Below are 12,554 nucleotides of genomic sequence, written 5' to 3' on the forward strand. Positions count from 1 at the left end.
GATAGCGCGCGTAACGGTGCGCTGCATCAATCGCGAGTATGACCCATCGCGCATTGATGCTCGGTGGTGCCAAGGTCGACTTGCAGTGTGGCGTGCTGCATCGAAAAACGTTCGCGCAGCGTGATCACGATGGCGTCGATCGACTCGTCGCCGGGATGGCCTGCCGGCATCACCAGATGGGCGCTGAGCGCATTGCCGGTGGTCGACAGCGCCCAGACATGCAGATCGTGCACATCGGTGACGCCCGGCTGTCCGGCGAGATAGTCGCGGATCGGCTGCAGATCGACGCCCGGCGGCACGGCATCCAGCGCCATGCGCACCGAATCGCGCAGCAGACCCCACGTGCCGTAGATCACCACCGCGACCACCAGCAAACTCATCACCGGGTCGAGCCACGTCCAGTCGGTGTACAGAATCACGAGCCCGCTGATCGCGACCGCGGCGGAGATGCCGGCGTCCGCGGCCATATGCAGAAAAGCGCCGCGGATATTCAGATCATCTTTCTGGCCGCGCATGAAAAGCCATGCTGAGAAGCCGTTGACGATCACACCGACCGTCGCGACGACGAACACGACCAGTCCCGCGACCGGCGCCGGGTTCATCAGGCGCCCGATCGCCTCGGCGACGATCACACCGCATGCGAACAGCAACAGCCCCGCGTTGGCAAGCGACGCGAGGATCGACGAGCTGCCGTAGCCGAAGGTGTAGCGTGCCGAAGGGCGGCGCGTCGAGAGCCAGGCGGCGCCCCAGGCAAGCAACAGGCCGAGCACGTCGGACAGATTGTGGCCGGCGTCGGCAAGCAGCGCGGTGGAGTGCGCGATCACGCCATAGACGGCTTGCACCACCACGATCGCTACGTTCAGTGCGACAGCCAGTGCGAAGGCGCGGCCGTGACCTGCGACGGGGGCATGGGCGTGGCTGTGACCGGCGTGGCTGTGACCGGCGTGGCTGTGACCGGCGTGGCTGTGGCCTGCGTGGCTGTGGCCGCCGTGGCTCAGGCCGGCGTCGCTGTGGGAGCCGGGGTTGTGGCCGGCTTGGCTACCGTGGCTGTGTTCGCCGTGGTTGCGCGTGCTATGGCTACCATGGCTGTGAGCAGCGTCGCTCGGCCCCTTGTCGGTGCCGTGGCTGTGGGTGTGGGCGTGGGACTGCATCCGGTCCGCGCCGGCGCCGTGCGAATCGCTCACCTGTACGCCGTGGTTCTGCGTGCCGCCCTCACCACGAGCGTCGTCGACCTCCGGACGAACCGCGCCATGACGATGCCCGCCCCGCTCGTCAGCCGCGCGCGCCTGGCTTTTCGGCTGCGCGTCGTCACCATCGGTCCCGTCGGACTCCCCTTCGAGCCATACCGGCGCGTGGTCGTCCTCGCGCTCTTCGGCGGCGTGGTTCGGTACGGTGGTTTTTTTCATGACGGATCCACAGGAAATTCGCCGGCCGGCTCAGCCACATGCTCGAGCATGCCGGTCAGCATCGCGCTGATATGGCGGTCGGCAGCAAGATAGAACACCTGCTTGCCCTGCCGCTCCGCGCGCACGATCCGCGCCGCGCGCAGCAGCCGCAGATGGTGGCTCACCAGCGACGGCGACAAACCCAGACCTTGGGCAATGGCGCCGACCGCGCGCCGCTCCTCGACGCACGCGAGCACGATGCGCAAGCGCGTCGGATCGCCGAGCAGGCGAAACAGGTCGGCCAGCGGCACGATCGTCTCCGCCGGACGGTCTTCGAAACCAGCAGCTAACCCAGCGGAAGCCAGAGCAAACGGCATGATTGGCATACATATGAACACGTGTTCATATGTTATAGATATCGAGACGACAGGTCAAATCGGAGGGTGGCGCGGCGAGTGTGGGAAAATGCGGCGTCCGCCTCACCCGAAATCCCATCCCTGCGTCATGCAACAAGTATTTGACAGCGCTTTCGCGGCGCATCGTGACGGCCGCCTCGACGACGCCGAACGCGGCTACCGCGCAACGCTCGACGGCAATCCCGCGCACGTCGATGCGTTGCATCTGCTGGGCGTTCTGCGCCATCAGCAGGGCCAGCACGCCGAAGCCGCCGAGCTCGTGCGGCGCGCAGTGAACCTGCGCCCGGAAGACGCGGCGCTGCAACTGAACCTCGGCAACGCACTCAAGGCGCTGGGCCAGATCGACGACGCCATCGAACAGTTCCGCAATGCGCTCACGCTGGCGCCGACCTTCCCGATGGCGCACTACAACCTGGGCAATGCGTACGCGTCGGTGGGGCGCCACGAAGACGCCGCCGACGCTTTCCAGAAATCGCTGCGCCTGCAGCCGAATGACGCCTCGTCGCATAACAATCTCGGCAACGCATTGCATGCGCTCGGCCGTCATGCGGAAGCGATCGCATCGTTCCAGCGCGCGCTCGAACTGCGCCCCGGGCACGCGGGCGCACTCAACAACATGGGCATGTCGCTGAACGCGCTTGAACGCGCGGACGAGGCGATCCAGCACTTTCGGGCGGCACTGGCAGCCGAGCCTCGTTTCGTCGCCGCGCACTTCAATCTCGCCAACACGCTCGACGCCACCGGCCGTCACGAAGAGGCGGTCGCTTCTTTCCAGGCGGCGCTCGCATTGCAGCCGAACCTGCCGCCCACCATCTTCGGGCTCGGCAACGCGCTCGCGGCGCTGGGGCGCCACGCGCAGGCACTGCCTTATCTGGAGCGCGCCGTCGGCCTCGATCCGCAATTCGCGCTCGCCTGGTTGAGTCTCGGCACAGCCCATCAGGCGCTCGGCGCGCATGCCGCGGCGGTGCGGGCTTTCGATCAGGCGCTGCGCCTGCGCCCCGATCTCCCATCCGCGCATATGAACCGTGCGCTTGCCTGGCTCGCGCAGCGCGATTTTGCGCGTGGGCTGCCGGAGTACGAATGGCGGCTGCAAACTACCGCGCAGCCGGTCATCCAGACCTTGCCGCGTTGGCACGGCGAGCCGATCGAACAGCGCACGCTGCTCGTGCATGCCGAGCAGGGTTTCGGCGACACGTTGCAATTCGTGCGCTTCGTGCCACTGGCCGCCCAGCGCGCCGCGCGCGTCGTACTCGAAGTGCAGCCGCAACTACTGCCGCTGCTCGCACCGGCCGCGCAAGCCTGGCGCGTCACCCTGATCGCTCAGGGCACGCCCCGCCCGGCGGCGGATCTGCACTGCCCGCTGCTGAGCCTGCCGCTCGCGCTCGGCACGACCTACGACACGATTCCCGGCCGCACGCCCTACCTCAGCGCGCCGCCCGCTTACCGCCGCAAATGGCGCGGGTCGCTCGGCGGTCATGCGAAGCGAAAGATCGGCATTGCGTGGTCGGGACGCATCCAGCAGAACGAAAACCGTTCGATGCCGCTCGCCGCGCTGGCACCGCTATTCGCGCTCGAGGGCATCGACTGGATCGTGCTGCAACCTGAGCTGAGCGCCGAGGAACGCGCGGCGCTCGACACGCATGCGCGTGCGGCGTCGATTCATCGCATGGATAAACGGATCGGCGATTTTGCCGACACCGCGGCGATCATCGAGCGGCTCGACGCCGTGGTATCGATCGATACGTCGATCGCTCACCTCGCCGGCGCGCTAAAAAAACCCCTGTGGCTGATGCTGCCGTTCGCGGCGGATTGGCGCTGGTTCGTCAACGAGACGCGCAGCCCGTGGTATCCGGGCGCGACGCTGCTGCGCCAGCCGCAACCCGGCGCGTGGAACGAGGTGGTGGAGGCAGTGGCAAACGAATTGCGCGACGGTTAGCAAGGACGGATTCGTCTGCAGCCTGTTGCCGATGTGCCGGTGCAGCGCTCAGAAAAAAACCCCGCGTTCTCACGAGCGCGGGGTTTTTGTTTGTCCAGACCAACCGGTGAATCTTCAGCCAGGTGTCCGTCAGGCGGTTCGATACTGATTGCGCGATTCCGGCGTGCGATACAGCACCAGCGTCGCGATCAAGCCGCAGATTGCCGCCGCGCCGAGGAACAACCCCGGTGCGGCCTTATTGGCGGTAGTGTGAATCAGCAGCGTCGAGATGGCCGGCGTAAAGCCGCCGATCGTCGTAGCAAGGCTGTACGCCAGCGAAAAGCCGGCGGTCCGCACTTCGACCGGCATCACTTCGGTCAGCGCCACCACCATTGCGCCGTTGTAGCTGCCGTACAGGAACGACAACCACAACTCGACCACCAGCAGGCGAACGAACGACGGTTCGGCAACCAGCCATTGCAGCGCCGGATACGCGGTGATGATCGTCAGAATCGTAAAGGCCAGCAGCACCGGACGGCGGCCGATGCGATCCGACAACGCGCCCGCGAGCGGCAACCAGACCAGGTTCGACAAACCGATGCAAACGGTGACAACAAGCGTATCGATCGACGACAGCTTCAGCACTTCCTTGCCGAAGGTCGGCGTGTAGGCCGTGATCATGTAGAACGACACGGTGGTCATGATGACCATGCCCATCCCGCCCAGCACGATGCCCCAGTTCGCGGCCATCGTCTTCATGATTTCCCCCATGCTCGGATGATGCTTGCGCGCCGTGAATTCCTCGGTTTCCTGCAGCGAACGGCGAATCAGGAACAGGAACGGTACGATCAGGCAGCCGATCAGGAACGGCACGCGCCAGCCCCAGGCCGTCATCTGGTCGGCCGGCAGCACCTTGTTGAGCACCACGCCGATCAGTGCGGCGAACACCACGGCGACCTGCTGGCTGCCCGATTGCCACGCGCAATAGAAGCCCTTGTTGCCCTTGGTGGCGATCTCCGACAGATAGACCGACACACCGCCAAGTTCAACCCCGGCGGAGAAGCCTTGCAGCAGCCGGCCGAACAACACAAGTACCGGGGCGAGGACGCCTATGGTCGCGTAGCCTGGGATCGCCGCGACCGTGAGCGTGCCGAGCGCCATCAGCCCGAGGGTGAGGATCAGGCCTTTACGCCGGCCGTGATGGTCGATGTAGGCGCCGAGTATGATCGCGCCCAGCGGACGCATCAGGAAGCCCGCGCCGAATACCGACAGCGACAGCATCAGCGACGCAAATTCGTTGCCGCTCGGGAAATAGGTCTTGGCGATCGCGGATGCGTAATAGCCGTAGACCATGAAGTCGTACATCTCAAGAAAGTTGCCGCTGACCACGCGGAAAACCGTCTTGACCTTGGATTCTCTGGATGAGGAAGGAGCGTGTGACGCAGTAGACATGACATTCTCTGAATAGCCCGTCGCCACGCAGACTGGTGGCGCTCGGGCAGTTGAAACGATCCACCGCGTTCGGCAAGCGGATCCCACGGCAATTTGAAACGCGCCGGGGGCGCTGCATTTTCATGCTGAACAGATTTACACGGTATCAGGGTAAACGTTGTGAAATACCCGAAGCCCGCAACACGTAATGTTACCTTTGATGGCACCGTTGCGCATTCCATACAGTTTCATTACAAACTACGCTTGCTCCCCTCGCGATAAACTTTTTGCAGACAGGCCATTCCCGTTGACCACCCTTCCGATGCAAACCTCCCCCGCACTTTCGTTGCGCCCCGCAACCCTCGCGGATGCAGCGCTGATCGCCTCGATCCATAGCACCAGTTGGCAGGCTACGTATCGCGGCCTGTTGCCGGACGCTTTCCTCGACGGCGAAGTGACGCGTGAGCGGGCCGCCTACTGGGAAGCGCGCCTGCGCGCGCCGGGCGGCGAGCGCCGCATGGTCCTGATTGCCGAACTCGCGGGCGAGCCGATTGGTTTCGTCTGTGTCGAGCGGCAACCGGAGTCCGCGTGGGGCGTTCTGCTCGACAACCTGCATGCGCTGCCCGGCCATCAGGGGATCGGCGCCGGCAAGCTGTTGATGCGCGCGGCCGAAGACTGGGCTCGCGCACAGGGAGAGTCGCAGTTATACCTTTATGTGCTCGAAGGCAACACGCCGGCAATCGGATTCTATGAAAGACAAGGCTGGCAGTTCGTCGGCGCCGAACCGGATCATATGGGCGGCGTGGATATTACTGCTTTGCGCTACGTGTACCGGCTGGATCGATGAGATGGCCGCGTCCGGTCGAGAAAGTACATGCCTAATAGGATTCGTCTGATCGATACCGACTGACGTGAAACGTACGCTGCCGGATGGTTTTCCATCCATTCGCGCCGGCGCGAGATGTGCGCTCATCCGCACGCACAACGGCGCGTTCACCGGCCCATCGCCCGGCGGATTTTCATGCGACAGCCGTCCCATCCCGAAGACACGCCCGCTATCTCATCATCCGCCGACCGCCTTTCGGGCCCGGGGCGTCTGGTAGCCGCGGCGGTCGCCGCGCATCGCGCCGGCCGGCTCGATGAAGCCGAGCCGCTCTACCGGCAAGCACTCACGCTTGACCCGCGCCATGCTGAAGCGCTGCATTACTTCGGCGTGCTGCATCATCAGCGCGGCTTGCACGCCGCCGCGGCGGCTTTGTTGGAACACGCCCTCGTAATCGATCCCACCGACGCGGCTTGCTGGAGCAATCGCGGCCTTGTCGCCGCCGCGCTCGGCAATCATCACGAAGCGACGCGGTTCTACCGGAACGCGCTGCAACTGCAACCCGATTTCGCCGACGCGCACAACAATCTCGGCGTGGCGCTGCAAGCGCAAAACGCTTTCGACGAGGCGATCCAGGCCTATCATGACGCGCTTGCGCTCGACCCCTCTCTGGCCGACGCGTATCTGAATCTCGGCACCGTGCTCGCCAGGCTCGAACGGCACGACGAGGCGCTCGCCTTCTATGAGCGGGCGCTGGCACTCGCCCCGTTTTCTGCCGACGCGTACTTCAACGCCGGCAATGCCCAGATGGCGAAAGGGGACAGCGCGGCGGCGATCGCGTGCTTTCGCCGCGCCGCCGAGTTGCGCCCCGGCTTTGCCAATGCGCACATCAATCTGGGCAGTGCAATGTGCAGGCTCGGCCACTATGCCGACGCCGAGCAGCAGTACCGCCAGGCCGTCGCCCTGAAGCCAAACGCCGCCAATCTCGTGTGCCTGGGCGCCTCGCTCGGCGCGCAAGGCCGTCTCGACGAGGAGGAAGTGTTCTATCGCGGCGCGCTCGAACTGGACCCGGACTATGCGCACGCGCACACGAGCCTCGGCGTCCTCGCGAGGAATCTTGGCGCGTGGGACGACGCCGAGCGCCACCTGCGGCGTGCCATCGCGCTCATGCCCGACAATCTCCCCGCTCGTGCCCACCTCGGCATGGTTTTACTGGCCGCCGGCCGCTATGAAGAAGCATGGCCTTATTTCGACGACCGCCAGGTCCATCTCACCCATGCCGACAGTCGCCACAACTCAATACGCCCGCAACTGCCGCTGCCGCAATGGAAAGGAGAGCCTCCGGACACCGCCAAGCGCGACAATGCAACGGCCCCGCGCAGCGCACGCCTGCTGGTCATTCACGAGCAAGGTCTGGGCGACAGCCTGCAGTTTGCGCGCTACCTGCCGTTGGCACTCGTACGCTTTGCGCAGGTTGGCTATATTTGCCCGCGACCTTTGCGGCGCCTGTACGAAGAGTCGTTCTGTACGCGTTGGCCTGGTCTCGTGTTGCTCGATCCCCTACGCCCCGAACTGGACAACTGGGACTGGTACTGTCCTTTGATGTCCCTGCCGATGGCGTTCGGCACCCGACTGGATAACATTCCCGCCCCCGCAACCTATCTGCATGCCGATTCCGCGCGCGCCGCCGCGTGGCAGGCGAGGCTCGCTCAGTTGCCCAATCCCGGACTTCCGCGCGTGGGCGTGGTATGGGCAGGAGGCCATTCAGGCATGGCGGAGGACAAAGTGCGCAGCATGACGTCCGCGCAAATGGCACCGCTGCTCGCCTTGTCACACGTACGCTGGATCAGCCTGCAAAAGACCGATGACGTTTCGAAGCGCGCCGATACGGCGAGCCAGGCACGCCTGACAGACTGGACCGATGAAATCGCCGACTTCGCCGACACTGCCGCGTTGATCGAAAACCTCGATCTGGTGATCTGCGTCGACACGTCAACGGCTCATCTTGCTGCGGCGATGGGTAAGCCGGTATGGCTGCTCAACCGCTTCGCAGGATGCTGGCGCTGGCTGCGCGATAGAAATGACAGTCCCTGGTATCCCACCATCCGCATCTTCAGCCAAGCACAGCGAGGCAACTGGGACGAGGTGCTCGTACGGGTCGCCGCAGCCCTGCAGCATGAATTCCCGCGCGAGTTCGTTCACGACGGCGGTCGGCATGCCCGGTGAATCGCTCGCAAGCCGCCAGCCAGTAAGCCGCTTTGCCTTCCAGCCTGCGGGGTCCCTGCGCCAAGGCTGAATACCACGTCCGTTTGGCAAGCCTGAAGCACTCCGTGGGATTGACATGGACTCCGGAGGATCGTCACTTCTTTTCGGAACAATCCGATCGTCAGCTCCGTCGCTTCGAGGCATCATCTTCGATACTCCACTGGCTTCGCAGCGACCGCTCCTGTCTTGGGCACAGCGCTCGCCTATGGCGTTGTGTACCGCGTTTTACGCGCATCGCTTCGAAGCCAGAGTCCCCTGAGCCGCCAGCCCACGGCCCCTTTACGAGCCGCTGCGAAGAAACCAATGTCGACCACGATCCCTCTCACCCTGATCGAAGGCTCCATGGCGCTACCTAGCCTGGCGCCGCTCGGTCGCCTGCTGCCCCCGCCATTCGGCCGCGATTGGGCACTGCTGCCGCCAGGGTACAGTTTGAGAGCTGAACTCAAGGCGCTCTACGCGGCCGTGTTACGTACCTTTTGTTTGAATGCGGAGACCATCCGCGCGCTCTGTCAATGGGAAACGCGGCGCTTGCCACCAACTGCGTCATCAGGGCTCAACGCAGCCGCTCCCTCGACGACTGTGTTCGACACACCGGTAGACGAATCTTTGCGAATGTCCACCGAAGCCGCACCTTTCTCGCCGGTTAGCGCACCGGCGGCTCCAGCCTCGCCGCGCGGGGCACAATTGCGTTGGGGTGCGCTAGCCGGAGGCGCCTGTGCGCTCGGCGGCGCCGCGATGCTTGCCTGGGTTGCGTTCGATCATCTGGCCCAGCGTCACCCGATTAGCGATGTCAAACCAGTGGCCAGGGCTCCGGCTCGCCAGCAAGCACAACTGGCTAATCCTCATTCGTTTGACGCCGCTGTCGTTTCCAATGCCACCGCCGACAACCATGCAGCGGTGCTTGCACCGAGCGCCGCGTCGTCGCCGGTATATGTGGGAGGCGCGTCCGGATCCACGCCCGCATCCGCACCCGCATCGCCTGAAAGTTTGCCGAATGCGCTTGCCGCTGCTCCGCTACGCGATTTCACGGCAAGTCCCGCTCCCAAAATCGTCACGCCGGTCAAAACCACGCCGGCGCGCGCTTCCGTCGGCAAGCACGTATCGCGCCGCCAGGATAAGCAGCGCAAAGACGCCGCGAACCGATACGAAAGAAGCAACCGCCGTTCGCAACTCACCATCGCAACGCGATTGGCACCGCAGTTGCCACGCACTTCGCCGATGAACGCCGAAGTGTCACAAATTGCCGTGCCGGCGATCGCGCAACGAACGACACCGGCGCCATCGTCGGCGGGTCCTTACTCGCCACTTGCGCCGTCGCAACTCGGTACCGGCGAATACGCGTCGATGACCACGTCAGCCGCCACCCACCTGCGCAATATTGCGCCGCCATCGCGCCCGGTTTCGTCGATCAATCCGCCTGCAACCGGCGGGACCGAATGGATCAATCACGTGTCGCAACGTCGCGTAACCGAGGTGCCCGACCAGTTCGCCAGGTAAGCGCCGTTATCTAAAAAACGCGAAACAAAAAAAGCCCGGCAATTCGTTTTGCCGGGCTTTTTTTGCACTCGTACGTCTACTTCCGGGTTGGCAATCCGAACTCAGTTTGCCGCTGCAATTGCATCACTTCGCCCTGCACCTGACGCAACTGCGCTTGTACCCGTTCCTTTTCCGCGTTTAGCGCAGCCGCCTCGCCTTGCGTCTGCCGCTGGTAGTCGTTGACCTTGGCCTGCTGCGTACGCGCAACATCGAGATCGGCCTGCAAGCGCCGCGCACGATCTTCCGACAACGCGATAATATTTTCGATATACGCCTTCTGCGCTTGCAACTGCGTGCGGCGAATCTCAACGTCTGCAAGTTGTGCCGTCTGCTGGACGAAATCCGCATAGATCGCTTCAGCACGACCGACGTCTTCCGATCTGATCACCCGCCAGAAATGCTTGTCCTGAAAAAGCGCGACGTAGTACGTCATTTCCTGCGGATAGAAAAACAGACTTGCGCCGTAACTGCCGTTATACGTGGTGCGTAGTTCGCTCAGCCTGGCGTCGTGAATCATCTGCATCAGTTCGGCAACGTTACCTTGTACGTCGCCAGCGGCAGCCGATGTACTCGATGCTGCGCTACGCAGCGCATCCGCGACCGGTTGCGGCGTTAGCGTATTCATGGCCGGCCGCGTGCCGACCAGAGGTGCGGCCTCGTCGCTTTGTGCTGCCAGCACGAAACCACCATGCTGCAACAGCGCACACGAGGTCGCGAGCAGCATGGCGCGCCGTACTATTAAGGGGTACTTCATACGTGCATGCTCCATGCAAATCCAAAACAGCCTTGGATTATCGCGCGGAATAGCCGTTAAGCGAAGCATTCAAACGCCGCACTGAAGGACTTTAAATCGAGATAAATCGATACCGAATGATTTGGCCAGGCGAAGCCGTCAGTCGCGAAATAAAAGATTTCAGATAGGACAAAAACGCAACAATCTGACTCGTGCGGACGTTTCGGAATCTGCACCGCACTCGCGCGAATTCGACCTCGAGCATCGTGACAATAGGGAGATAGCGGCCGCGAAGATGCCGGTGGCACGCTGCAAGAATCTTCGTGAACAACCGCACTCGAAAGCGCGGCTTAAAGGCATGGCCTTTAGACCGCGTTTCTGGAATCGCGTCTTTAAAACCGCGCGTCTAAAACCGCGTTTCGCGTGCCACCCGCAGGAAGGTGTCGAGCAACGGCGTGCAATCGAGCAATTCGGGACCGCCCGCGCGATGAAACTCCGGGTGCCACTGCACACCCATCACGAACGGCGCGCGCCGATAGCGCACGGCCTCGATGATGCCGTCCGACGCCGACACGGCCTCGATATTCAGATCGCGACCGAGCGTCTTGACCGCCTGATGGTGGATCGAATTGACGATCGCCTCACGCCGGCCAGGAAACATATTGACGAGCGTCGAGCCGTCCGGGAAATGAATGCTGTGCCGATGCTGGTCGTAGTTCTCGTTGACGTGCGCGCCGGCGGTCGGCACGTCGGTGGCGATGTCCTGATACAAGGTGCCGCCAAACGCCACGTTGATCAACTGGCAACCGCGGCATACGCCGAGCACCGGCTTGCCGGACTCGATAAACTCATGCAGCAGTTCGAGCTCGTACATGTCGCGCACACGGTCGCCCGGCCACTCGGGGCTCGTCGCCTGTTCGGCATAGGACTGCGGCGACACATCCGCGCCGCCCTGCAGCAGCAGACCGTCAAGGTGCTTCGCATAGTCGCGCAAACGGATATTGCTCGGGTGAAGCATGCCTTGATGGCCGACCGTCGGAATCATGAACACCAGCACGTCACGCGACATGACCCAGTGCGCGATCGATTCCTCTAGATATTGCAAGGTCTTGCCTCGCAGCCCCTTCGCACCCGGTTCGGGGTGGAAAATGCGCGCGGACACGCCGATGCGCAGCGTGCGCTGCGTGATCCGCTGACCGGCGCGATCGAACAGCTGGCGGGCGCGCGCCGCGATGATGCGTCCAAACACGGTCCATGCCGAGTCGCTCTGCTTAAGATAGCGCGGCGGCGACGGTGGCAAGGCGTTCGGCGGCGGCGGGTTCGTTGCCGTGAAATCCGGCGCAGCGCCGAACCCCGGCGGCGGCGAGCCGGCCGGGCGAGTCGCGGCCGCGGCTTCTTCCGCCTTTTCGGTGAGAACCACCTCGTCAGCGGGCACGCTCAATCCGCCTGCGAGCGTTTCGTTGCTCCCGGGCGCAGCGGGACGTGAGGCTTGAACCTTCGCGGCACGCTCGGCTTTGGCCGCCGCGCGCTCGTGAACCTCGGTCTCCTGTTGCGCAGTCGACGCGGCCGCCGAACTGCGTGCCTCGGCCGCATCGCGTTGCTGCGCCGTTTGCGGATGCGTGGGGGTGACCGTGGAAGCGCTATCAGGGTTGTCGGTGGACGATCTCACCGCGGCCTCTTCGGCAGCCGGTGTCACCACGTCCTTGACCGGAGACTGGATGGCGTCTTCATGCGAGAGCGGCAGCGTAGCCGCCGGCTCGGGCGGCAGCGTGTCGGGCTTTGACACGCCGGAAGTCACGCCGGACGAAGTGGGCGCCGTTGCGGACGTGGGCGACGTTGAAGGCGATGGCGTCCCCGAAGAGGACGACGGGCTGCCGGGCTGGCCGGCATTTTCAGGTTTGTTTTCGCTCATAACTGTCAGACAGGCGCCTTTCACGCGAACGAATGAATATGCCCTGATTATCCGCTAGCCCGGCAAGCCCGGCAAACGCGCACACAATTGCTCACATTGTTGCAGCTCAAGGTTGCAACTCAAGGCGTGAGATCAACG

At 63.7% G+C, this 12,554-nt stretch carries 10 protein-coding genes; 5 read left to right on the forward strand and 5 right to left on the reverse strand.

Annotated features, from left to right (window positions below; all coding sequences use genetic code 11):
• Window positions 1-26: 26 nt before the first annotated feature.
• Both HWX91_RS03160 and HWX91_RS03165 read right to left on the reverse strand, forming a co-directional pair.
• Window positions 27-1,151: a cation diffusion facilitator family transporter gene (locus tag HWX91_RS03160; RefSeq protein ID WP_081833247.1), complete on the reverse strand. Its 1,125-nt coding sequence runs from the start codon at window positions 1,149-1,151 to the stop codon at window positions 27-29.
• Between the two features lie 251 nt (window positions 1,152-1,402).
• Window positions 1,403-1,762, reverse strand: a complete 360-nt coding sequence (locus HWX91_RS03165; protein ID WP_028200099.1) for an ArsR/SmtB family transcription factor — start codon at window positions 1,760-1,762, stop codon at window positions 1,403-1,405.
• 127 nt (window positions 1,763-1,889) lie between these two features.
• Here HWX91_RS03165 and HWX91_RS03170 point away from each other — a divergent pair, with 127 nt between their 5' ends.
• Window positions 1,890-3,737, forward strand: coding sequence for a tetratricopeptide repeat protein (locus HWX91_RS03170; protein WP_028200100.1), 1,848 nt, complete (start codon window positions 1,890-1,892; stop codon window positions 3,735-3,737).
• A gap of 129 nt (window positions 3,738-3,866) precedes the next feature.
• Here HWX91_RS03170 and tcuC read toward each other — a convergent pair whose 3' ends face one another.
• The gene (tcuC, locus tag HWX91_RS03175) at window positions 3,867-5,168 is read right to left on the reverse strand and encodes an MFS transporter (protein WP_028200101.1); all 1,302 of its coding nucleotides are present in this window, start codon (window positions 5,166-5,168) and stop codon (window positions 3,867-3,869) included.
• 301 nt (window positions 5,169-5,469) lie between these two features.
• On the opposite strand from tcuC, the gene HWX91_RS03180 reads away from it, so the two are divergent.
• The 3 genes from HWX91_RS03180 to HWX91_RS03190 all read left to right on the forward strand — a co-directional run bounded on the left by HWX91_RS03180 (window position 5,470) and on the right by HWX91_RS03190 (window position 9,732).
• Window positions 5,470-5,994: a GNAT family N-acetyltransferase gene (locus HWX91_RS03180; protein ID WP_028200102.1), complete on the forward strand. Its 525-nt coding sequence runs from the start codon at window positions 5,470-5,472 to the stop codon at window positions 5,992-5,994.
• A 174-nt stretch (window positions 5,995-6,168) separates the two neighbouring features.
• Window positions 6,169-8,196: a tetratricopeptide repeat protein gene (locus HWX91_RS03185; protein ID WP_081833246.1), complete on the forward strand. Its 2,028-nt coding sequence runs from the start codon at window positions 6,169-6,171 to the stop codon at window positions 8,194-8,196.
• A gap of 651 nt (window positions 8,197-8,847) precedes the next feature.
• Entirely contained in the window at window positions 8,848-9,732 is an 885-nt protein-coding gene (locus tag HWX91_RS03190; RefSeq protein WP_052660835.1) for a hypothetical protein, read from the forward strand.
• Between the two features lie 76 nt (window positions 9,733-9,808).
• On the opposite strand, the gene HWX91_RS03195 is transcribed toward HWX91_RS03190, so the two are convergent.
• Together HWX91_RS03195 and HWX91_RS03200 are read right to left on the reverse strand one after the other, a co-directional pair.
• A complete protein-coding gene (locus HWX91_RS03195) occupies window positions 9,809-10,525 on the reverse strand; it encodes a DUF2968 domain-containing protein (RefSeq protein ID WP_028200104.1) in 717 nt (238 codons plus the stop codon).
• A gap of 385 nt (window positions 10,526-10,910) precedes the next feature.
• On the reverse strand, window positions 10,911-12,290 hold the full coding sequence (locus HWX91_RS03200) for a gamma-glutamyl-gamma-aminobutyrate hydrolase family protein (RefSeq protein WP_244143991.1): 1,380 nt from the start codon (window positions 12,288-12,290) through the stop codon (window positions 10,911-10,913).
• On the opposite strand from HWX91_RS03200, the gene HWX91_RS40585 reads away from it, so the two are divergent.
• Complete coding sequence (locus tag HWX91_RS40585; protein WP_235429607.1) at window positions 12,274-12,474, forward strand: hypothetical protein; 201 nt, start codon at window positions 12,274-12,276, stop codon at window positions 12,472-12,474. The two genes, HWX91_RS03200 and HWX91_RS40585, sit on opposite strands and share 17 nt — an antisense overlap.
• Window positions 12,475-12,554: the final 80 nt, after the last annotated feature.

Source organism: Paraburkholderia fungorum (assembly GCF_902833645.1).
Classification (GTDB): Bacteria; Pseudomonadota; Gammaproteobacteria; order Burkholderiales; family Burkholderiaceae; genus Paraburkholderia; species Paraburkholderia fungorum.